Source organism: Paenibacillus sp. E194 (genome assembly GCF_000935845.1).
Lineage (GTDB): Bacteria > Bacillota > Bacilli > Paenibacillales > Paenibacillaceae > Paenibacillus_B > Paenibacillus_B alvei_B.
This window is the reverse complement of sequence record NZ_JMDX01000078.1, coordinates 1-23550: the sequence shown is the minus strand read 5'-3', so window position 1 is coordinate 23550 and position 23550 is coordinate 1. Positions and strand designations below refer to the sequence as shown.

20 protein-coding genes and 2 pseudogenes are annotated in these 23550 nt (G+C 46.9%); 6 read left to right on the top strand and 16 right to left on the bottom strand.

The window, feature by feature from the left end; genetic code table 11:
• The 3 genes and pseudogenes from essC to AZ66_RS13065 all read right to left on the bottom strand — a co-directional run.
• Window positions 1-3377 (bottom strand): annotated as a pseudogene (gene essC, locus AZ66_RS13075) (type VII secretion protein EssC); the annotation flags it as partial.
• Window positions 3374-3745 carry a hypothetical protein gene (locus AZ66_RS13070; protein WP_044355259.1) on the bottom strand — a complete coding sequence of 124 codons (372 nt, stop codon included), beginning with the start codon at window positions 3743-3745 and terminating at the stop codon, window positions 3374-3376. The pseudogene essC and the gene AZ66_RS13070, both read right to left, overlap by 4 nt.
• Before the next feature lie 247 nt (window positions 3746-3992).
• Entirely contained in the window at window positions 3993-4940 is a 948-nt protein-coding gene (locus AZ66_RS13065; protein ID WP_044355258.1) for a helix-turn-helix transcriptional regulator, read from the bottom strand.
• A 103-nt stretch (window positions 4941-5043) separates the two neighbouring features.
• Between AZ66_RS13065 and AZ66_RS13060 the strand changes: the two genes are divergently transcribed.
• Together AZ66_RS13060 and AZ66_RS13055 are read left to right on the top strand one after the other, a co-directional pair.
• Window positions 5044-5409, top strand: coding sequence for a VOC family protein (locus AZ66_RS13060; protein WP_044355257.1), 366 nt, complete (start codon window positions 5044-5046; stop codon window positions 5407-5409).
• Complete coding sequence (locus tag AZ66_RS13055) at window positions 5409-5849, top strand: GNAT family N-acetyltransferase (protein ID WP_231586856.1); 441 nt, start codon at window positions 5409-5411, stop codon at window positions 5847-5849. The genes AZ66_RS13060 and AZ66_RS13055 overlap by 1 nt, the downstream gene beginning before the upstream one ends.
• A gap of 83 nt (window positions 5850-5932) precedes the next feature.
• On the opposite strand, the gene AZ66_RS13050 is transcribed toward AZ66_RS13055, so the two are convergent.
• Complete coding sequence (locus AZ66_RS13050) at window positions 5933-6532, bottom strand: HD domain-containing protein (RefSeq protein ID WP_044355262.1); 600 nt, start codon at window positions 6530-6532, stop codon at window positions 5933-5935.
• Window positions 6533-6818: 286 nt separating this feature from the next.
• Between AZ66_RS13050 and AZ66_RS30570 the strand changes: the two genes are divergently transcribed.
• Entirely contained in the window at window positions 6819-7448 is a 630-nt protein-coding gene (locus tag AZ66_RS30570) for a stalk domain-containing protein (RefSeq protein WP_442950291.1), read from the top strand.
• A gap of 157 nt (window positions 7449-7605) precedes the next feature.
• On the opposite strand, the gene AZ66_RS13040 is transcribed toward AZ66_RS30570, so the two are convergent.
• Window positions 7606-8340: a class II aldolase/adducin family protein gene (locus AZ66_RS13040; RefSeq protein ID WP_044355260.1), complete on the bottom strand. Its 735-nt coding sequence runs from the start codon at window positions 8338-8340 to the stop codon at window positions 7606-7608.
• Window positions 8341-8714: 374 nt separating this feature from the next.
• On the opposite strand from AZ66_RS13040, the pseudogene AZ66_RS33755 reads away from it, so the two are divergent.
• Window positions 8715-9358 (top strand): annotated as a pseudogene (locus AZ66_RS33755) (DeoR/GlpR family DNA-binding transcription regulator).
• A 129-nt stretch (window positions 9359-9487) separates the two neighbouring features.
• Here AZ66_RS33755 and mtnA read toward each other — a convergent pair.
• The 9 genes from mtnA to AZ66_RS12990 all read right to left on the bottom strand — a co-directional run bounded on the left by mtnA (window position 9488) and on the right by AZ66_RS12990 (window position 18931).
• Window positions 9488-10588, bottom strand: a complete 1101-nt coding sequence (gene mtnA, locus AZ66_RS13030; RefSeq protein WP_044355256.1) for an S-methyl-5-thioribose-1-phosphate isomerase — start codon at window positions 10586-10588, stop codon at window positions 9488-9490.
• Between the two features lie 17 nt (window positions 10589-10605).
• Window positions 10606-11829, bottom strand: a complete 1224-nt coding sequence (gene mtnK, locus AZ66_RS13025; RefSeq protein WP_021261894.1) for an S-methyl-5-thioribose kinase — start codon at window positions 11827-11829, stop codon at window positions 10606-10608.
• On the bottom strand, window positions 11826-12851 hold the full coding sequence (locus AZ66_RS13020) for an ABC transporter permease (protein ID WP_044355255.1): 1026 nt from the start codon (window positions 12849-12851) through the stop codon (window positions 11826-11828). The genes mtnK and AZ66_RS13020 overlap by 4 nt, the downstream gene beginning before the upstream one ends.
• Window positions 12852-12853: 2 nt before the next feature.
• Window positions 12854-14368, bottom strand: a complete 1515-nt coding sequence (locus AZ66_RS13015) for a sugar ABC transporter ATP-binding protein (RefSeq protein ID WP_044355254.1) — start codon at window positions 14366-14368, stop codon at window positions 12854-12856.
• 112 nt (window positions 14369-14480) lie between these two features.
• Window positions 14481-15599: a sugar ABC transporter substrate-binding protein gene (locus AZ66_RS13010; protein ID WP_044355253.1), complete on the bottom strand. Its 1119-nt coding sequence runs from the start codon at window positions 15597-15599 to the stop codon at window positions 14481-14483.
• 768 nt (window positions 15600-16367) lie between these two features.
• Window positions 16368-17342, bottom strand: a complete 975-nt coding sequence (locus AZ66_RS13005; protein ID WP_021261898.1) for an alpha/beta hydrolase — start codon at window positions 17340-17342, stop codon at window positions 16368-16370.
• A 121-nt stretch (window positions 17343-17463) separates the two neighbouring features.
• Window positions 17464-17850: a DUF2500 domain-containing protein gene (locus tag AZ66_RS13000; protein ID WP_021261899.1), complete on the bottom strand. Its 387-nt coding sequence runs from the start codon at window positions 17848-17850 to the stop codon at window positions 17464-17466.
• 63 nt (window positions 17851-17913) lie between these two features.
• Window positions 17914-18441, bottom strand: a complete 528-nt coding sequence (locus AZ66_RS12995; protein WP_082061565.1) for a GNAT family N-acetyltransferase — start codon at window positions 18439-18441, stop codon at window positions 17914-17916.
• A 22-nt stretch (window positions 18442-18463) separates the two neighbouring features.
• Window positions 18464-18931: a DinB family protein gene (locus AZ66_RS12990; RefSeq protein WP_044355251.1), complete on the bottom strand. Its 468-nt coding sequence runs from the start codon at window positions 18929-18931 to the stop codon at window positions 18464-18466.
• Between the two features lie 151 nt (window positions 18932-19082).
• Between AZ66_RS12990 and AZ66_RS12985 the strand changes: the two genes are divergently transcribed.
• Window positions 19083-19595, top strand: a complete 513-nt coding sequence (locus tag AZ66_RS12985) for a DUF2165 family protein (protein WP_044355250.1) — start codon at window positions 19083-19085, stop codon at window positions 19593-19595.
• Window positions 19596-19691: 96 nt separating this feature from the next.
• Here AZ66_RS12985 and AZ66_RS12980 read toward each other — a convergent pair whose 3' ends face one another.
• Window positions 19692-21002, bottom strand: coding sequence for a purine/pyrimidine permease (locus tag AZ66_RS12980; RefSeq protein WP_044355249.1), 1311 nt, complete (start codon window positions 21000-21002; stop codon window positions 19692-19694).
• Between the two features lie 59 nt (window positions 21003-21061).
• Window positions 21062-22396, bottom strand: a complete 1335-nt coding sequence (locus tag AZ66_RS12975) for a sigma-54-dependent Fis family transcriptional regulator (protein WP_044355248.1) — start codon at window positions 22394-22396, stop codon at window positions 21062-21064.
• 284 nt (window positions 22397-22680) lie between these two features.
• Here AZ66_RS12975 and AZ66_RS12970 point away from each other — a divergent pair.
• A partial coding sequence (locus AZ66_RS12970; protein WP_044355247.1) for a proline dehydrogenase family protein occupies window positions 22681-23550 on the top strand: 870 nt, incomplete at its 3' end.

The following is a 23550-nucleotide window of genomic DNA, read 5'->3' as shown; positions in this document are numbered from 1 at the left end:
CTCTCCATAGGACTTGCGACGCAAAGTGAGGCCGTCTCAAATTGACCAGATATGGCTCCAATCGCTGTTCGAACGCCGACAGGCACGGGTTGCAACCGTTCCGAGCATAGCAGCTGCTCCGCTTCAATGGCCTCGCGTTCCTCAAATGAATCGTCGTGCAGCTCCAGCAGTTCACTAAGACGCACACGCTCAGGCAAGCTGCGAATGAGTGGGGCTGCAGCCCCTTGCCACGAATTATGCATTAATCGAATCTGTGAACGCAACTGAAGAACACGTTCTACATCATTGTTCCCATCCGCAGGATAGGCAGTCTGGAATTCGATCGGTACTCCGTTATGCTTAATGAGTCCGCGACCTGCCTGCAGCCGTGCCGGCGTTCTAGCCGGCCTGCCCACAGCAAAGTAATAGTCGCTGGGATCGGCTAATTCATACGAAATCGCATTCGATATGTTGCTACGGAATTTGTCAAAAATATCGGTTACGCGATTGGCTGTAATCACGAATGAAATGGCCAAGCTGCCGCCTTCTCGAAGCAAATATTCCAAACATTCATTCTCATCCGGATAGGAAGTTCGGAGATTCAAATACCCGTCAATGATAACAACAATATTCGGCACCGACAGCTTTGTTACCTGCCGATAAGAAGCAATCGTCTTGACACCGGCTTCGGACAACATCTCTGTTCGTTCCTTCACCTTCGCTAGGAGATAGCGGAACAGCCGCTTGAGTCTATCTTCATCCTCCCCTGCAATTACCGCGCCCACATGAGGCAAGTCAGCATAATCCTTCAGCATGCGCCCCATATCCACAACATAACCGTGCCAGACATCAGGTTCATACTGCTCAGCGAGAGACATGAGAAGTGTCTGCACAAATGTTGTCTTTCCCGTTCCCGGCATTCCGTATACTGCCCAATGTTCATGATCCAATTCGATGCCTAGCGGCTCCTGCCGTTGGTTCATGACATCATCCAGCAAGCCCACAATTGGTACTAATCCCTGAGATTCACCGGTAACACCTGACAACGTCCGTGAATCCTTGAACAATTCACTGCGTCCTAGTTCTTGTGGCAGCGGGGCGAGCCACGGCCCTTGCAATCGATCAATTCCCTCACACCATGCCGCCTCGGCAACAGCATCAATGAATACCTGAAGCTGCTTCAGCTGATCTTGCTCATCATAGGCCGACAATAATGTATCACTAGGCAGCAAAGGCTCCATTTTCCCGTTCAGACGAACCTCGCTCACTTCAATTCGCAGCGGCTGACCTTCCTGACGCTTTACCAAATAAGGGGCTCCGCTCCATGCAAATTGCATCTCCTCGAACACTTCGTCACTGCCCACCTGAAAATACCCGCGCCCCGGATGCGTAATCCAAGCTGCATTCGGAATTTTGAGCATATCCCGGCTATCGCCTTCACTCTGAACACGAAGGCAGATGCGGAATCGTGTATTGCTCCATATCTTCTCATCCACTACCCCAGCAGGCTTCTGAGTCGCCAGCAGCAAGTGAACACCTAATGTACGTCCAATAGCTGCTATGCTGATCAACTCATCCATGAATTCTGGCTGCTCTTTCTTGAGCTGAGCAAATTCATCAATGATGATGATCAAGTGAGGCAGCGGCTTTTGATAGCGAAGCGGCGACTTGTAATACTCGTCAATATGCTGCATGTTCCCCGCATCATTCAAGATGTGCTGTCTGCGAATCAGCTCAGCACGAAGCGATACCTGTGCACGCTCGATCAGGCTCTCGTCTAGATTCGTAATGGTCCCTACAACATGAGGAAGTTTCTCGAACGTATTAGACATTCCTCCGCCCTTGTAATCGATCAGCATGAAGGCCACATCATGAGGGTGGTATTCAGCTGCCAGTGAAGCAATTAGCGATTGAATTACCTCACTTTTGCCCGAGCCTGTTGTTCCTGCGAGAAGTCCATGTGGACCATGTCCCTTGCGTTCAATCTTGTCATGGAGATTCAAGGACACCAGCTTGCCTCCAGCACGCACACCTACGGGCACTGGCAATGTATCTGGATATCGATTTCGATTCCAGCGTTCCACCAGCTTCAATTGCTCAACTTGTTCTACACCGAACATGTCGAACAACGTTAGAACAGGTGGAAGATCTGAAGCAGCCGAACGCTTCAAGCGAATCGGCGCCATATATCTTGCCAGCGTATCGATCTTGTCAGCAGATAAATGATCCATATGGAAGGAATGCTGAACGATCCCCTCCTGATCCGTTTTTTGTGTAGATACAGCTGTCTCTGCACCGACTTCTACAATAAGGCGGCATTGCATCGGAAGCCGCTCCTTGCGATCAGACAGCACTAGCGTACAGCTGTCCACTCGGCTCGCTTCTTCTAATAGAAGAGGATATAGCGGCTCTTCCTCGATCATTTGGCTATCCTGCAGCAGAACAACATAAATGGGGAGCTGCTTCTTCTTCTCGCCGGTCGTCTGGAAACTCTTGCGACGATTTAGGATTCCATACAATTGATCAGCCAATTGATGTGCCGTACTACGCCGATCAGCCAAATAACGCTGTGTGCGATCATCATTCCATGTATGCGGAAGCCATCGCAGCCAGCCCCAATTTTCTGCTTCCTGCTCATCGTAGAGCGCAGCTAGCTTCACCTCATCAGGCGAATGCCTTGTCGTCAGCTGAGCAATCATAATCCGTACTGCTTCCATAACGGAAGCTTTGTCTCCAACGATTCCGACTACCTTCGATTCATACAACGGCAAGGTAATTGGAACCTCATCTACTGTGCGAGAATCTTGTTCGAGCTTATGAGCCGCTTCGATCAGCGGATCCTTCTCGTAACCATCGATTCGCGGAGTAATAATTGGCATATAAAAAGGCACTTCTCCGGTGCCAATGCGAACATCCATAAAATCAACATCAATAGGCCCGCGTTCCCACAGGCTGCTGTTGCGATTTTTCACAATTTGATGGCACACATCTGGATCACCATGAATTGCATACATCGCTGCTCGCTGCTCGTGTTGCTTCTCGATAATCTCCAGACGATGCTTCTCCAATTGGGCCAGATACATCTGACTTCGTTCCGCCTGCTTGCGCACGTACTGTCTTTTGTTGCTCAAATACAAGAAAAATGGGAGCGTATAAGACATAAGCATCATCGAGATGGTAATCATTTGAAACATCATATAGTTACTATTGCCCATCTTCCCTGACATGGACATATATATGTAGAATCCGATACTGACCAAGGTCATCACAATCGGAATAATCAGTGTAACGATAGAGAACGTCGGACGCGACGGTTCAGCAGGAGGCCGTAATATCTCAAGCTTCTCCTCCGGTAATTCCGGCTTAATGCGAGGCGATCTCTGATACATCACGTTCACATTGAACAACTCCTCGTCTCGTTCCTCTTGTCACGACTACTCGGTTGTTCATCAGCCTCATCGAGTTGGAACAATACTCGGCGACCAAACGATGGTGCTGAATCTGTAGTCGTGGAGAACGCTCGCTGGACGCGAATGTATGCCCCTTCACGGACACCTGCTTCCAGCAAACGCTGCTGCTCAGGAACGGTACTCCATAATCCTTCTGGCTGCTTGACTTCCAATATATATTGCATATGATTCTTCGGTGGTTCTCCGAATAGCTTCAGTCCAAGTATTGCCTTCAACTGAACTCCTGTACAATCATCCGCTACATCTATATCGAACCACTCACGGCCTTGTCTTCCAAAAGAGACGGTAAGTATCATAAGCTAAGGCACCTCTTCACACCAGCACGTAGTGATAAGTCAACTCTAGCACCATTTGACTATTATTGTCAATTTATGTGAAATAACACTCTATTAATTCGTTATTCCTACCAAATTTACTCCAAATCTATTACTTCTCTGTTTAGTATATATTGGGATCACACAATTGCAATAAGCCCAAAGACGGGGTTTAACCCCAAAATATCCCTAAAATAGACTGGTAATAGAGATTCATAGTGTACCTCTCTTAGTGTTGATATTGTGCAATTAACTGCTCCGCTTTCTGCTGAATCAAATCTATAATCTCTGCAGGTTCGATGACATGTGCATCTGTCCCCATTCCAAACAGAATGTCCGCCATATAGCCTACTTCAGTCGCCGCGATCACGTGATTGATCACACCCGTCCCATCTTCGCGCACAGTAAGCGACTTATCCAACCATGGATCGGCTTGGCATTTCCGAACCCCAAGCTTCGTCAATTCAACATAAATGGCAACAACATCGTCCTTCAGTTGAGGAGGCTCGAACCACTCTTCCAAGCTCATTAGTTCTAACATAGGTACCGTATGCTGCTCTACCTCGTTCACCTCAAGCATGCAATCAGCACGGAACAACCGATACCCTTTCCGCTCCATACAGTAGGCTGGGCAATACCAATAGCCATTATGGGCATACAGGCCGATTGGGACGATGTCGCGCAATTCCTCTCCTCTGATGGAAGCATAACGGATCTGGATCACCTTATTGTCGAGCGAAGCATGCAGCAATTGCTGCAAATACGGTATATCCTGTTCACGAGGAGGAACCCAAAATCGTACACAACGCTTCATCGCGTCGATTTGCTCTTGTGTATGTGGGGACAGCACCTGATAGAACTTCGATAACGCTCTCGTGGCATCCTTGCCAAATGGGATTGTCTTATATTCTTGCAGCAGTTGAACGGCGAAAAAGATAGCAAACGCCTCCTGCTCCAGAAATGTCAGCGGCGGAAGCAGCTTCTCCTTCAACAAACGAAACCCGCCCCTAGGTCCATACTCCGTATATAGAGGAACACCAAGCTCTTCTAATTGGCGCAAATCCCGTAATATTGTCCGTACGGATACACCACTTTCTTCCGCCAGCTCACGCGCGGTAAACTGCTGCTTCTTGTTCACGATCATCATCAACTCAATGAGTCGCTGGGACTTGTTCATGTCCTAGACTCCCCCTATCGCAAAACGATTTCATAACTATGACATCATTTGTCATAGTTAGATGGTACAGTATGAGCAGTACGAGATACAAGGAGGAAATAGAATGATACAAAAAATGGAATGTGCCGCATTATATACTGCCAACATAGAGGAATCCGTTGCTTTCTACACCGCAATTGGGTTAAAAGAGAGTTGGACGATCACACGCCCTCTTCCAAATGGGGAACCATGGACAATTGTGGGGTTGTCTTTCCCAGATGAACGCAGCTCAGAACTTGTGCTGCAGAACAACCCTGAGTTGAAAGAAATCGATATCGAACTACTCGTTGATGATGTACAAGAGACGTATGCGAAGCTGCAAGAGCGGACTGATATTCATTGGATTCGAGAACCGTTCCCTACCGAATCTGGACACGTTGCCGTCATGGAAGCTCCAGATCACAACGTGTTCGTTCTGGTTGGCAAATAGTGAAGAATATTGAAGATGGGATTGCGGTGTACATACGACTGGCGAAATGGGAAGAAACGAGCGAAATTACGCATTTCTTCAATGAAAGAATAGATCTGCACCATGATGGGTTGACAAGCGGAGAGCTTCGCTGTCCAGATGGGGTTGCTGCTGCAATTAAGCGCAAGCAGCTGCTTGTCGCCGTCATCGGCCTGCGCTTGGCAGGAGCAGTGCGGTTCTACCCTCGCAAAGGGAGCGAGCGCATCTCTCTCTATCAATTCGCTGTTGCGGAACCGTTCAGGGGCCAGCATCTGTTGCGACAAATGCTGGATAGCTTAGCTCCTCATCCGATAGAATCAGCTTGCCCTATTCAGTCCAGCTTCAATAGATACTATGAGCATAATGGATGGAAGCTGGAAGGTTCGAGTACAACCCGCAATCGTTGGGTTCTCTATGTCTAGATAAACAAAGAGGAAAGAGGGAAGGATGCATACCCGCTCCTTCCCCCTTTATTCATAGTTTGCTGCTAGACAGACTTAGTTAGTTAGTTAGCCAAGTATCCCTTTTCCACCGAACTACGGATGAGTTCTTCCGCTAGCTTCCCCAGTTCCGGAGCCCCATCTCGGATTGCTTGAATCCGCGCCAACACTCGCTCACTCGTTACCTTATGCTCTTTCCACGACTTGCCTTCTGTCACATAATTGTGAAGCAGCGGCTGCAAACGATCAAGTGCAACTGCAAATTGTGCTTCCGGTGTCTGACGCTGCTCATATTCCGTCCATAATTGTGTTAGCGCCAGTTTCTGATCCTCTGGCAAGATGCCAAACAACCGCTTGGCCGCCTTTGACTCGCGCTCGAACTTGCTTGCATTGCCTTCAGCGTCATATGCAAAGGTATCCCCTGCATCAATCTCGACCACATCATGAATAATTAACATTTTGAGCACACGGAGCAAATTCATATTGCGCTCACTTGTATATTCGTGCAGCAGCATTGCCATCGCTGTCAAATGCCATGTGTGCTCGGCATCATTCTCATGGCGGCTTCCATCAAGCAAATACGAACGACGAAACACCTTTTTTAATTTATCCAATTCCTTCACAAATTCGAGCTGCTTCATTAATCTTTCATTTATGCCCGCCATGATCGTCATTCCCCTTCGTCATCCTTACGCTATCCGTGCAGGATTACCCTGCTGCAGATGCTTCTACATCTCATTATCTCACAGCCATCCGAAATTGCATAATGGCAAAAAACACGATAATCATTGACCTATCTCGTCATTTCTCAAATATTTCCTAGTTCTTAAGAGGTAGTGGAACTATAATAGAATTGATCCATAATACCTATGCGAATAGAAAGGGGTTACCACGATGAAACGTGTAAGATGGAGTAAGTTGATAGCTGCAAGTACTGCTTGTATCGTTGCGATGACGACATTCTCATCGATCTCAATCGCACACCCTGGCCGAACAGATAGCAACGGGGGTCATACGTGTAGAACGAATTGCGAAAAATGGGGACTGGAGTATGGGGAATACCACTATCATAATGGTGGATCAAAGTCTTCTTCTAAGAAGAGCTCGTCATCCAAGTCTTCCAACTCTTCCAAATCATCATCCAGTAAATCAACAACAAATAACAAAAGCAATTCTAAACCTGGAAATACTACGAATAAACAGGCTAAAGAAAATAAACCTGTCGTCACGGAAGTAGCTGCTGCCATCACTCTTAACAATGAAACAACTAAACTGCCTATTCAGGCTGTACGCCATGACAGCCAGCTTATGCTTCCACTTATCGATACCTTAAAGGCACTACAAACAAACTATTCGGTTAAAGACAACAAAATCTACATATCTTCAGCGAAACGGCAAGTTATTGTTCCAATTAAGCATAACCATTACACCTTGTCCATTGACGGAACGATTAATAAACTCGCGGCTCCCATGATTGTATACAAAGGCAAGTTCATGGTTCCACTTCAGTTGCTTCGTGATGCATTGCCAAGCACTGTGGAATGGAATGAGTCAGCGAAAACAATAAATATCTCCCTTTAAAAAGGGGAACAGCCCCAAAGATATCGCATCCGATGCAGCTGCATGGATTGTGACCATTCTTTGGGGCTGTACGTGTATGAAATTAGAATCCATCCTGAATTTCTAGTAATCCCTTCACCCTGCCAACTTCGGGATCTATTTTCGATGAAGCGCATATCTACGATTTTAATTTGGATAACACTCGTTCTACTATCTTATCCGCAAGTTGATCGAAGAGGGTGTCTTCCTCCCGCCGCCGCAACGATGGATTTCCACCGCTTGTAACGCCCATCCGGCTTCGTATGCTTACGAGTTCCGCGACCTGCTCACTTGACAATTCATTCGTACGACCAAGCAACCTGCTCGCATACATGTACATCAGTGCATAATGCTCCAGCGATTCCATTCGGAAATAGGCTTCTGTCATATCCCTCCCCCACGTTAATGCACCATGATTCGCTAGGAGCACAGCATGATATCCTTTGCAATATGGGGCAATCGAATCGGGAACCTCCTGCGTACCTGGTGTCGCATAGGGCGCAACGGCTACTCGTCCCAGATTAACAATTGCCTCGGGAGAAATAGCTTGATCCAGATCAATCCCTGCAATAGCAAATGCCGTTGCCACTGGAGGGTGCGCATGAACAACAGCACGTACCTCCGAGTTCTCCTGATATACTCGTAAATGCATCTTAATTTCAGAAGAAGGCTTGTATGTACCCGACAAAACATTACCCTTCATATCCATCTCCACCAGCATGTCAGGTGTCATATAGCCCTTGCTTACCCCTGTCGGTGTAGCCCAAATGGTACCCGCTTCCGTCTTCAACGTGATATTCCCGTCATTTGCAGCCACATAATTCCGTGCATACATCCTTCTGCCGATTTCACAGATGAGTTCTTTCTTTTCCATATCTGAGTTAGCTTGCAGCTTATTCAATCATTCACACCCCCTGTGTCTCTGGCTTGTCTCCACATCATACATAAAGAGGCTTATATCTAAAGTTTGAATCCTCGTATGCCACACATCTAATATTCGTACTTTATATCCGTTTTGTCAATGTATTTTGTTGTTTTGTGTGGATTGTTTGTGTATTAAGTTGGCAAGCTATAGAGAGGAGATATGATATAATGGAGTTAAAATCAAACATAAGCGGAGAGAACGGACAATATGCTGCCTATTACAAGAAAAGCGAAAATTAAAGATATCATCCAAGAGGAGAAGAGTATTACGGTCGCCAAGCTTACTTCACTATTTCAAGTCACGGAGAGACCATTCGCCGAGATTTGAAACAACTAGAGGAGGAAGGCGTATTGACTCGAACCTATGGAGGTGCGTACATACCTGATGGTGTTCAAAATGATATCAATATCCAGCTCCGTGAACATATCCATGTTGATGGGAAGAAGCGAATCGCAGCGCAATGCGCTCAATTCATTTCAAACGGTGACTCCATTTTCTTAGATGCCTCTACAACCTCGCTGTACATCGCACAACAGATTCAAGAGCAGCGGCTGACGGTCGTTACCAATTCAATAAAATTATTAATGTATTGATGGACAATGCACAAGTGCATCTCGTTGTCATTGGCGGCGGTATATCCTCCAGCTCCATGTCGGCTCTGGGCAGAAATGCGGAAGTGAATATGAAGAGCTATTTCTTCGATATGGCATTCATCTCCTGCCGATCAGTCAGCATCCAGCATGGACTGACAGACTCCAATGAACAACAAGCTGAGGTACGGCGCATTGCCGCAGAACGGGCAAACAAGGTATACTTAGCTGCGGACTATACGAAATTTGACCGAACTTCTTTCGCAAGTATTTGTGATTTGGATCAAATCCATACCATTGTAACTGATCAGCGTTTGGATGAAACATGGCATGAGGTCACTAGCACGAAGGGGATCTCCTTATACGAATGCGAATAAGTACATGTACAAATAAGAAATCCCCGTGACAGACAAATCGCCTTGTTCGTTGTCGATTTGCATGCAGGGGATTTTTGTTTAGAAGCGGATTCGCCTCATTATATAAACTCGATTACTTTAAGCAGTTGATCAACCCTTCTTAGACGCCGCTTCCTTGCCGAACATTTCTGACAGAGAATCTGCAAATGGCGGATAAGCAATGCCATGCTGCGTGATGATTGCTGTGATGAGAGAATGATCTGTCACATCGAAGCTAGGATTGTATACCTCAACCCCTTCTGGCGCCATTGGCTGCTCATACCATTTGCTCGTTACTTCACTGTCAGGACGCAGCTCAATATGAATATCATCGCCTGTCTGGCACTCCAAATCCACCGTAGATAATGGCGCGCATACATAGAACGGGATGCCATAATGCTTCGCCAGGATGGCCACACCAGAAGTGCCAATCTTGTTAGCTGCATCACCGTTCGCCGCCACTCGGTCGCAACCGACCAATACTGCTTGAATCTTGCCTTCCTTCATAACGATAGATGCCATATTGTCACAGATCAACGTTACATCCACGCCTGCTTCCTTAAGCTCCCAGGCTGTTAATCGAGCCCCTTGCAGCAATGGACGCGTCTCATCTGCGTATACCTTAAACTGATAGCCCTGCTCCTGGCCGAGATGGATAGGTGCAAGGGCTGTTCCATACTTCGCTGTTGCAATGGCCCCCGCATTGCAATGTGTCAAGATGCCCCAGTTCGGCTGAAGCAGAGACAATGCATAGCGGCCGATGCTCTCGCATACCTGTTCATCCTCCGCGCGAATCACTTCTGCTTCCTCTTTCAACGCTGCCTTAATCTCAGCAACAGAGCGATCTCGCACTTGTTCCAGCCTTGCTTCCATACGATTCAGCGCCCAGAACAGATTCACTGCCGTTGGTCGCGACGAACCCAAGTATTGCTTCGCTTTGCCGAAATCTTCGAAGAATTCCTCATATGTATCCGCAGGGGATCCCTTCACACCCAAATATACCCCGAATGCCGCCGCAATGCCGATAGCAGGCGCACCACGCACCTTCAAATGATAGATAGCATCCCAAATATCTTCGAGCTTCTGAAGCTCGAGATATACGGTTTCATTCGGAAGACGTGTCTGATCTAGAATGACTAGCGTATTCTTCTCATCCTCTAACCGAACTGACGATATCATGCTGACTGTTTGACTGCTGTTCACTTGACTCATCCTTCCATCCTCCCTTTCTATCGGCTGTACATCTCGCTGCTTGAACTGATGATACGGAAATAGTCACTGCCTCGTTTCATGTCAGATCGATCCATAATGAGCTGCTTGCCCATGATGAGACACATCCGCTCAGCACGTTCTCTTGCATCAGCATCAGCAATTGATACAATTTCTCTCACATGCGCGATGCCGAGTGTACGACGGCACAATTCAAGCCCTGCAACACCAGCTGCATCCTTCATAATCAGATCAAGATAATATCGATCGAATCCAGGATACGAAGCTGACTTATCTTGAACAGATGTTGACCATAAGGATAAGAATTTCGTCTGGAATTGGTCAACAACATCTTGAATCGTTTCAATGATCCATTCCATATGACGTCCCTTCAAGTCGCCCGCTTCCATTGTACATTCTGCATTCACATAGGCAAAGATCAAGTTTGCAATAATGTTGCCCACATCGTATCCTGCTGGCCCGTAGAAAGCGAACTCCGGATCAATCACTTTGGTCGAATCCTGCTTCACGAAGATTGATCCTGTATGTAAATCGCCGTGAATCAGAGATTGAGTATGCGTCATAAATTCAAACTTCATCTTCGCCGTTTCCAGCAGCAACGCTTCATCTTCCCACAAATGCTTAGATGCGAATTCACGAATCGGCTCGTAGACATCGTTTCTCGCACAATTGTAGAAAGGCTCCGTATATACAAGATCTTCGGTAATCTCACACAAGTCAGGATTAATAAATCCCTTAACCTGTTCTTTCTTCTCCTTATGATTCATGACAACATCAGAGGTCAACAGCAATGTGTTCGCCATGAATGTCGTAATATGCTCCACGAACAGAGGGAACTGCTCCCGGTTCAATAACGCGGTGCGCATAATAACATGATCGGACAAGTCCTCCATTACACAGCAGTTCATGATCGGATCATAGTTGTACACTTCCGGGACAAGTCCAGGTGCAAGCTCATTTTGGATTTTCAGAATCTCGCTTTCGATACGATTTCGGTCAGGAGATACCTTGAATTCATCCGATATCCGCGCAACTGGGCCTGCTTGCTTAATGATAATAGAACGCTTCGACTGCTCATCAACGAGCCGGAACACGTAATTTAAGTTGCCGTCCCCAATCTCCGTGCAAGTCAAGCTCGCATCTTCAGAGAATACATCCAGCTTCGTTAACGCATAGTCGATTACATCTGCTTCTTGCATTGTAAAGTACGTTGTATATTTCATCCCATTTCCCTCCCGGAAGCCTTATTTTTCTTGTAATACGTTAAGGCCAGTGCAAATGCGAGCACAGTCCCCTTCACGATGTCCATCGCATAGTATGGAACCGACATCATGACAAGACCATTTTGCAAGATCCCAATCAGGATTGCTCCAATAAATGTACCGAACGCATTCGGTTTCCCCGCACCTGCTACAGAGAAGCCGATGAAGGCTGCCGCTACTGCATCCATCAAATACGGCGCACCAGCATTCACCTCTGCTGTCATAACACGCGAAGCGAGTATAATGCCGCCAATCGCCGCGAACCCTGCTGACAGAATATAAGCAAGCACTCGGTACTTATTGACGGCGATTCCTGACAGCTTCGCCGCCTCCATATTTCCCCCGATTACATACATATATCTGCCATGTTTCGTATAGTTCAAGAATACGTGCACAACAGCGACTACAATGAGCATTATGACAATAATCCAAGGAACTTGCCCGATCTTAGCAAATAAAGCGCTTATCTTCCCCGTTGCGAACGAGCCATCCGGCATCACCATATTTTGCGAGACAGTCGCCCCTCTTGTATAGGTAAGCGCCAAGCCTTGTATAATGAACATCGTTGCCAGCGTCATGAGCATGTCCGGTATTTTCACATTCACGATCATGAACGAGTTCACTACACCTGCAATCAGACATACCATGATCGCAGCAATGATTGAGATGAATGTATTTTGCGAATGCCATACGAACATAGAAATAACGATCGCATTTGCAAGTGAAGCGACGGAACCAACGGACAGGTCAAAACCGCCTACCGCAAGCGAGATCGTGATCCCTATAGAAATAATGGTCACAATCGAGATCGAACGCAAAATATTAATAATATTGGACGGCAGCAAAAAGCTGCTTGACAGCGTTCCGAACACGGCGATCAATAGCAAAATCGTAATGATGGTGCCGTATTTATATAAAAAATCGAAAAAGTCAAACGACTTGGGTGTCTGTCCTTGAGCTTGACTACGCCGAATTATACTCATACCTATTTACCTCCTGTTGAATAGAACAATAATTCCTCTTCATTCGTATCGTTCGTGTGCAGTTCCTTCACAATCTGTCCGTCGTACAGCACATACACACGATCCGTAATGCCTACGATTTCCGACAATTCACAGGAGGCGTAGATTACACTCTTCCCTTGCTCCGCCAGCCTCGCAATTAGCTCGAAGATGTCCTTCTTCGCTCCGACGTCCACACCCTTGGTTGGCTCGTCAAATATGTACACTTCCGCATCAGCCAGCAGCCACTTTCCAATCGCAACCTTCTGCTGATTGCCGCCCGATAAATTCTGCACTTTCGTATGTTCGCTAGGCGTCTTAATGCCGAGTTCCTCAATAAGCCTTCTTGCTTCTTCTCTTTCTTTGCGAAATTGAAGGAACGGCCCCCACTTGCAATACTTCGAAAGATTCGCTGCCGAGATGTTATGCACGACAGATTCAAATATCAATATCCCTTCCTTGCGCCGCTCTTCGGGAACAAGCGCAATTCCTGCCTTCACGGCATCATGTGAATTGCGAACGGTCAGCGGTCGATTATCAAGCTTGTGCTGTCCCGACTGAATCTCGGAAGCCCCGAACAGCGCTTTGCATAATTCCGTCTTGCCCGCTCCAACCAATCCTGCAACGCCGACAATTTCCCCTTTGCGCACATGCATATGAATATCTGCAATCTTATTAAAGTCAGATAGATTGCTAACTTCAAAATGCATGCCTCCAATGGAAGATGCACGCCCTGGAAACTGCTCGTCAAGCTTCTTGCCCAGCATGTATTCAATCGTCTCAACAGGGTTGGTATCTGCAATCCGCATCTTCGTCATGAGTTCCCCGTCACGCATGATCGTGATATCATCGCAAATCTCGAACAGTTCCGGCAAACGGTGAGAAATAAAGATAACCCCTACATTGTTCGCCTTCAGATCGCGCACAATGCGGAACAGCTCAGTCGTCTCTGCATGGCTTAACGGCGCTGTAGGCTCGTCCAAGATAAGAAAGCGGCATTTCGTAGAGATTGCTCTTGCGATTAACACCATCTGCTTCTCCGCCAGCGTTAATTCACTGACGAGTTTCTTGGTTGGTACCTGAACATTCATTCGCTTCAATATGTGCTCAGCGGAATCATGAAGTCTCCTCCATCTAATCCATTGCTTCGGCCCCATTTCATGAACCATATCTTCCAGCATGATATTCTCGCCTACTGTCAAGTAAGGAATCAGCGCAGTATCAACTTCCTGATAGACAATCTGAATCCCAAGGTCTTTCGCCTGACGCGGCGAACGGATCGTCACCGCTTCACCATTTACCCAGATCTCCCCAGTATAGTGATTATACGCACCGGACAATGCCTTCATTAAAGTAGACTTTCCTGCTCCATTAGCGCCAATCAGCGCATGCACATTCCCCGTTTCTGTTGTAAAATGAACATTCTTAAGCGCTTGTACACCGGGAAACTCTATCGAGATATCCTTCATTTCCAGGAGTATCTTGCTCGTCTTCCCCATCTCCCTGACCCCCTGTTCACGATGAGCAGGCAAGCGCTTCGCGCGCCTAACCAGTTGTCTGATCCGGCGCTTGCCTGTTCGCTGTCACTGTGCGAGACTAGCTTCGACCTATTTATTGCGCCTTATTAGCCTTCTTAAGCGCCTTCATCCAGTCTTCTTCAAAGTCCGCGCTTACACCCCAGCCCGGAATAATCTTGTTCAGGCTCTCCATGTTGACAGCATCACCTATGGAGTTCAATTGAACTTGAGTAATCAAGGTCGGCTTCAAATCGTATTTCGGAGGCGTATCTTCACCAGCAATCTTCTTCGCCAGCAAGCGCAAGTTGACTGCGCCAATTACCTTCGGATCAACTGCCGCCGTGGAAGCCCATGTACTGTTGTCCTCTTGCATGAGCTGCAGATCCGCATTCGATACATCGATACCGTAGATTTTAATCTCTTCACGCCCCGCTTCCTTCAACGCCCGTGCTGCTCCAATTGCGAACGCGTCCCATGTTGCGAAGATCGCATCGATTTCCCCTTTGCCGTGCTTTGTCAGCATCGCTGCAACAGCATTCTGTGTCTGAACAGATGTGTCTGTTGCAGCCACACCGAAACGCTCCACTTCCTTAATACCAGGATTGTCCTTCAAAAATTGCTGATAGATTCCGTTACGAGCTACCATTGGCGGGAATCCATCTACCCACAGGTATACAATATTCCCTTTGCCGTTCAGCTGCTTATTCAAGCTGTCTAGCGCTAGACTTGCCAATTGACCATCATCCTGTGATGTCATGGTTACCCCATTCACCGAAGACACTTCTGGAACAGAGTCAAATGTAACGACCGGGATTCCCTTTTCCGTCAGCTTCTTCACATCTTCAACCGTTGACGCATCATCACCGTGCGAGATGATAACGCCGTCGTATTTTTTATCCATCGCTTGAGCGATCGCATCATGAAATTTGGCAGAATCATTATTCGCGGAGAAGGTATCTACTACGAAGCCCAGCGATTCGCCCTCTTGTTTGGCTCCAGCTAGATACTGTGCGGTATGGTCATCACCGCCGATTTTGCGAATAACCATAATTTTTATGTCTTTGTCTTTAATCGATTGTGGAAGGTCAGCAATTGCCCCCTTGTCTACGGCGGCCTTGCCTGAGGATGACTTGCCGCTTGTTGAACAGCCTGTTGCAACAAGAACTACAGCCATTAATGATAGGATCAGTACTTTGAACATGTTTCTTTTCATAGAACACACTCCTCGATATCATATGAAAATGATGAATGCCCTGCACTAAAATTGGTTTGATTTCCCTGTAATTGACTTCATACTAACACCTACATTGTGGAATCGCAACGAATAATATTGTTTATTATTGATTCTTGTTGTTTTTTGTCTGTTTCACTGCGGTGATATCCCCCCTCTTGCCTAATTACTCATCTTACCTGTGTTCATCGTTATGCAGGCATCCCTCCTTGGCAAAATATAAGCCAATACCAATATGCGAATGGCAAGTGATAAGAAGAGGAAGAGATGAAGAGATAACCCTCCTACCTAATTAGAAGCAAGCTCCTAACTCAAGGGTCATCATTCTCGATCAAAAACGTGAAATTCAAGGATTGCATGGAATAATGTCATGAATGCAGCAGGATGAGTTAATAGGCAGGATACCGTTCGGGGGTTCATTTCTATGGTGAGTTTCCTTAAGGAGTCCCGATTGCGGAGATCGAAATCTGCTATTTTTTGTCATGTGGTAGCCTATATTATACTATAATTATATGCTTACTAGTGTTATTTTTTTCAAAGATTCGACATCGGTTTTCAACTGCAGCTGCTGTCACATAGATAGTGGTTTTTATTGTAATCCCCTCCATTCTATGAACATGTTTACCATCGTTTTTTTGTCAATTGAAGCCAAAAAAAAAAGGATGACTGCATCATACAGTCATCCTTCATCCATTTCATCGATATGAAATGGAGCTATGTATAAATTCAACTGGCGTCAATCCCAGCGATTCATGCTCCATTCGCATTGCTTCCTGTCCATACATTGACTCCCGCCTCGTCATATTGATCCTGAACTTCCTTCAGGAAATCATGAACAGCAGACTCGTACTTCTGACGATCGGTTGGGTATGCATTCGCATGCACAGCATCGTCGATAATAACCAGCTTCGTTAATCCCTCTGTCTTCTCTTGGTAGATCTGTTCGCTCATCCGTGTTGGTACGAATGTATCTGCCTTGCCGTGTATCAGAAGTAGAGGGATGTCCTTGTTCGCAACCTCTCGAATCGGCTTCACCTGCTTCATCGAGAACTGTGCTATCCGGTTCAAGCTCCGTTCCAACAGCGCAATAAATGGAAAATGCGGAACATGGTTCAGTTCCTTCATTTGATATTTCATTAATTCTTCCATGTCCGAATAGGGGCAATCGGCAATGATGAATTTGGCATGCTTATTAATGCCCGCATACATCAGTACTGTGCCTCCACCCATCGATTGCCCATGAAGACCGATGAAGGCATCATGACCAACTCGTTCACGTACCCATGCAACCCAGCGATCGAGGTCTTGACGCTCGTAGTAGCCATACGTTGCATACGTCCCTTCGCTCCGCCCATGGCTCCGCTGATCCACAAGGAGCACATTGTAGCCTTCCTCGGTAAATAGACGGATAAATTGCGATCCAATAATATGATTTGCCGTATAGCCGTGGACGATAATCATGACTTTCTTGCGCTCTGGATAGGGTTCGATATAATACCCGCGCAGCGTCAGACCGTCCTCCGAGTTGATGAATACATCCTCCTTGGCCATTTCAGCGAATTCCTGCCGGCTCATCAAGCCGAACCCTTCAACCGCGTCAAACGCTTTGTCCAGCGTGGTTCTCTCCCACATCGTTACCTGACGGAAAGCATACCGGCTCACTGCAATCGTTGAAATCACAATGATCAGGATAAGAATGAACGCAGCCGTTCCAATCCACCACATGTACAATCATCCTTTGCAAAGTTCCTATTCTGTCCTCTCTATATGATAGCTGCTTCAACATCATTTCGCTAGTTCCATGCCCACTGTATCGTCTAGCTGCGCGTATGATACCATCCTTCTTTCAACGAACGTGATACCGCTCGAATTCATAAAACCTCGTCCCTTGAAATGTCAACCTCCCGCGATCTCCTGCGGCCAGCAGTCCGTAGTCCGATTTCTTCACATGGAACTCCATCCGATCTCCGCTCTCCACTTCGAACGTCGCGTAATAATGGGTTGAATAATGGCTGTGATGATCCGCGTGATGACTATTGGATACCTCTGTTCGCTTATCCGTCACTTTCGCTTCCACAGTTAGAACTGGCTGTTGATTGTTGTAGTTCCATTGCATAATACCCTTTATAATCACAAAGATGAAGACAGCTATAAACAGAACAATGAAAATTGGGAAGATCGTAGACATCAGATTGAACATTGATGCCGGCTCATTGAATCCTCCTACGCCCATGCAGTACTCTGCTCCTTTATCTGTTGACTCTGAGTATTAACCTCGGCTGATAAGGCTGATAACTTACCCCGTCTTGATCGTGATCCAATACTTGCAAATTCCATCCTTGGTGTCGCTTAATACGCCCTCGTTGCCTTCAATCACTCTTCGTGAGCGAAGATTATCTTCATCAACTGTCAGCAGCACTTCTGTCAACCCAAGTCCCGCTGCTTCACGAACAAGTTCACGGAGTAAGAGAGTTCCATATCCTTTGCCTCGCTCATCTAGCCGGATGACGTAGCCAATATGACCGCCTCGTTCAAGCAGCGCTTCATTCAATCTGTGCCGAAGCTTCCCATATCCAACCGGTCGACCGTCCACATACAGCCAATATATTGTCTGCTGCACATATTGCGGCATTAGATTTATCCCTTGCGATATATTCCAATGCTGTCTCAGATAGCTTCGGAATTGGCCTCTTCTTATGCCGTACGCACTATTGACGAAGCCATTCTCACCTGGGCCGATCCCCTGCAGCATCTCATAAATATCATAACCATCTGTAAGCTTAAGCGATCTAAGCTCTATCATCTTCTTCTCAGCTCCATCCATGGTGTAATGCCTCCAATCCCATCTATTCAAACATTACAATCTTAGGCTCCGCCGCATGCTCACACAGCAAGGTGAACAACTGACCCCGGTGATGCGCCAAGTGAAGGATGATTTCCAGCATCCACTCAAAGCGCGAATATGCAACTCCCCAATACGCGGTTTTGACTTCAAGCCATTGCTCTTCCGACCATGAATGCATCGCTTCAACTAATGATTGGTGAGCGTCTGCCAACGTTTCCTTCATTTCTTCGATTGCATGTGGTGTATGTTCTTCATAGAAACGATCCATATCGGTCTGAGTTGCTTCGTTCATAATATGCAGATCGGCCGCGCAAATGAGAGTCAAATGAGCGAGCATGTCTCGTAAAGAACGTTTATGAGCCATGGGCTGCAGATCCAACTGCTCCTCTGTTACCTGTTCCAAGATGCCGCGAATTGATTGTACAGCAAGATTCAATTGATGAATAAGTGATTGTTTATGAGCTTCCATGTCTGTTGAAATCTCTCCCTGTGTCAATGATGTTGGTCTCGCAATTTGATATTTTCGCACACCAATATGAACGTTTGACAACATATTCATGGGTGCTATAGTAGTATTGTTAAATCATTACATAGAAAAACATAGAAAAGGGGTAGCAGCTATGAATCTCTCAACAGGTGTGTTAATCCGCTTTACCAAAGCATTAGCCGTGATGTTCTTCGGGCTGTATGTGTTCCTCGTTGCCTTCGGCAATATTACAGATTACAATACGAACTTCCAATTCGTGAAGCATGTGCTTAGTATGGACACCACATTTCCCTATAACAACATTATGTACCGCGCCATAACGGGAACGACGATCCATCATATTGGTTATATTGCGATTATCATCACTGAGGCAGCTGTCGCACTCATTTGCATCTGGGGATCACTTCGCCTGTTCTCCAACTTGAATGCAGATGCAGAATCCTTCCACAAAACGAAGAACGTATCGATCGCGGGTCTTATTCTTGGCTTGTGCGTGTGGTTCCTAGGTTTTCAGGTAATCGGTGGAGAATGGTTCGGCATGTGGATGTCCTCAGAGTGGAATGGCTTGTTCCCAGCGGATCGACTGACTACATTCATGATGGGTGTTCTGATTTTTCTCACAATGAAAAACGATGAAGTGAACTAATATACCATTTTCCCTATTTTGCCAATCTATTATAATACGAAAAAGGCGACAAATTCAATTTGACGCCTTTCTTTTTGATATATTTAGTTGTTCTTCCTACGATTCTTCCTTCTGTGTTCTACCCGCTCTACGATCCAGCAAGCGACTTCCTTGCTCCATCGCCATGCACAGGATCATACCTACGATCAATCCGTTGTTCGCCATAGTCTTCAGCAGCCCTGGCAATTGCCCAACTGCTTCAGCCGGGATGAACATACAACCAATCCCCATCATAATAGATACGCCGAGGATAAAGCGATTACGCTCATTCATAGGAATCGATTGGAACTCCTTCAATCCCAATCCGACCATCGAAGCGAATGGGATGAATATCGTTGCATACCCTACCGGCATGGGAATCGATGCAAAAAAGGCCGTTGCTGGCGGAAAGAAGCTAATCCCGGCAATGAGCACACAGGCTATAACGAATGGCAGACGTTGATAAATTCGAGTCGTCATGATGAAGCCCGCTGTCCCTGAAATCGGAACACATCCCATTGCGGAGAAAATGCCCCCTAAGCCTGTATTCGCACCCATCATCAGCATTGTACGATCATAATTGACAGGTTCGGATGTCTCCCCTGAATTATCCATAACGCCCTCCATGACGCGAATGCTCGTCATCATATTCGCAATAAGAAGAAGACTGACGAACAAGGACGTCATCAAGATGCCAGAATCCAGTTCAGGCAGGCCCCAAGCGAATGGCATAGGTGCTGATACCCATGAAGCAGAAGGCTGTATAGGCTCAGTGATGCCGAGCAGATAGAACAACAGCCAACCAATGCACAAGCTAATGAGCACAGAATAGTTGCGCAAAAAGGCCTTCGAACTTCGTGGCAGCAGCATGGCACACAATAATGTAATAATTGCCGGAATCGCAACCTGAAGCTCTACATGTGTAGAGGCACGATAGCCAACTCCGAGCATTCCCTTCATGAAGGAGCCGCTAAGCTGTGCAACAAGCAGAAGCAGATACGTCCCTACGACAAGCGGTGTGAACAGCTTGCCAATTGCCGACGTTAAACGCAGCACAGCAATGATAATGAAGAGCGCGCCTGCAATCAGCATCCCCATCTCCAGCTGCCGCAGTCCGCCTTCGAGCGATATTGTTCCTGCCGCGATGAGGCCGCCGTAGACTGCGAAGACGCCCCACCATAAACCAGCCGGATTCTCCATAATCGGCAGCCGATGACCGAACATCGTCTGCAATATACCTGATATCCCAATAATCAAAAACGTGCGCTGCATGAATTCCGCAATATCCTGCGGCGAAAATCCAAACGCATGTCCAACAGCCAGCGGAGCAACGAGGCTTCCCGCCAAAATAAATACGAGCCATTGGAATGAGGCCAATCCTAATTTCATGATGTCTCACCTGTTCCTATCTCTATCTAAGATGTCTATTCTATGATGCAGTTGTAATACTATGAACCTTCCAGTCCATACTGTCTCATCTTATAATACAACGCTCCGCGCGATATGCCGAGCTGTCTAGCTGCCTTGGCCTTGTTGCCCTTCGTTCGCTGCAGCGTCTCCGAGATAAGCGCTCGCTCCATCTCTTCCGAATGTACACTCAGCGGGAGTTCGGGCTGTGTCAACTCATTCAGTGTCGTTAGCCGGGCATAGTCAGGCAGATCCTGAGCAGCAATGGCCCCGTCTCCGCCGCGCCCTAGATGAGACGCTAGCGCATATTGCATCGCATTGGCCAATTGCGCCATGTTGCCGGGCCAACGATAAGACGTTATCGCCGCCATTGCATCCGCACCTAGACTCGGTATAGCCGCGCCAACCTTCTCCGCAGCTTCACTTAAGTAGAAGCGTGACAATTCCGGAAGCTCCTGCTGGCGCTCCATGAGAGAAGGAATATGCTCAATCTGAAACATATAGTACATCTCCTTCAACAATTGAACAGATTGTTCCCGCTCAGATCCAGCCCACTCACCGTTATCTTCTGGAATCGAGGCTATCACATGCGCATCGAGCGTGACAGCTTCCTTCGACTCCATCTCTCCCGACCGAACATATTGACCTTCTTGCAGTGCTTCAATTAACCTCTCCTGCACCGAAGTTGGAAGCATATGCACATCCTTCAAATACAAGGTTCCATTCTGCGCCAGCTCCAGCTTGCCTATTCGTGGGTGCTCTCCTTCATAGCCGAACAATTCAGCCTCCAGCAGGCCTGCTGGAATCCCACTACAGCTTACATAGACGAACTGTCCTTCACGACCACAATGAGCGTGCATCCACTTCGCAACCGACTTCTTCCCTGCTCCTGCAGATCCGGTTAGCAGCAGCGGACACTTCATCCGAGCCAAGGCTCCTAGACTGCTCTGCTTCTCCGCGGACAGCGGCAGTAAGGCTGTCGTCACTCCCTCTTCACTTGGACGGCTGACCATCTCTGCGCTCAACTTCACATATTGCGTTACATTCCGTTCAATCGAAATGGCGCCCATAAGCTCCTGATCCTGGTCGAATACAGGAATGGCATTGATCATCACATGCATCCCTGGACGCGGTTCATGATACACCTCGCGTACTTCCTGTCCGCTCTCCATCACTTGCAGCAGCATAATTGATTCCCGTTGGAAGTAGTCTCCGATCTTCCGCCCTACAATGACAGTACGCTCAATGCCATACGTACGCTCAGCGGCACCATTCCAATAGATAACCGTACCCTCAGGATCGACAATCGTCACTGCATCATTCGTCGCTTTCAACACGCCTTCGAACCATGATTGTATTTGTTGCGACTCTAGCATTCTATCACCGATTCTTCTCTATTTTTTTCTTAAATTATGGCAAAAAGAGTGGGAAAAAGCAACGAAAACACAAATAGACACCTGTTCCGTACACATGTAGAGCCCAACCCATTTTCCATATCATGCTAAAATAATGATTTACTTTATGCGCTTGATGTGATTATAATTAATCATAAATTGTATATGTGTATAATTTTTGAACACTTATTCCAGTGCTGATGAACGTATTGCGAATGGGAAGAATGTAAAAACACCATTACAGTAAAGAGAGGAAGCTGCACGCCATGGAGGCAATCATGCGCAATGCATTTCTCTTTCTCTCGAAGAATCGGTTGGCCAATCGCACAGCGAAGAAATACGGACTTCGATTTGGCGCTAAACGATTCGTCGCGGGAGAGCAAATTTCGGAAGCGATTACAACGGTTAAGCAATTAAATGATCATGGAATTGTAGCCACGCTCGACCATCTTGGCGAGTTTATTTCCACCAAAGAGGAAGCAGCAGAATCAGCACAGTATTGCATCCGCACCTTAAATGAAATAGCAGCGCATCAAGTTACGTCCAATCTCTCAGTCAAGCTAACACAGCTCGGCTTGGACATCTCGCCACAGCTCTGCATGGATCATATGCGCGCCATCCTAGATACTGCTCGCCGTCATAGTAACTTCGTGCGCATCGACATGGAAGACTACGCTCGCAACGAAACCTCCATCGACATCTTCAATCAGCTTCGCGAAGAGTTCGGTAGCACGGTTGGCCTTGTCATTCAGGCTTACCTGTACAAGAGCAGCGAGGATATTGAACATCTTAACCGCTACAAACCCAATCTGCGGCTGGTTAAGGGAGCATACAAAGAATCACCACAGGTTGCATACCCGAACAAGGTTGATGTCGACCGCAATTTCATCCACATCATTGAACAGCATCTAGCTAACGGCAATTATGCCGCTATCGCCACACATGACGACCACATCATCGATCACGTCAAACAAATCGCAAAAACTCACAATATTCCACGCACACAATTTGAATTTCAAATGTTATACGGCATTCGGACTCAAGCACAGCAGCAGCTTGCGGACGAAGGTTACACCATGCGCGTATATGTTCCATACGGAAATGACTGGTATGGATATTTCATGCGCCGACTTGCA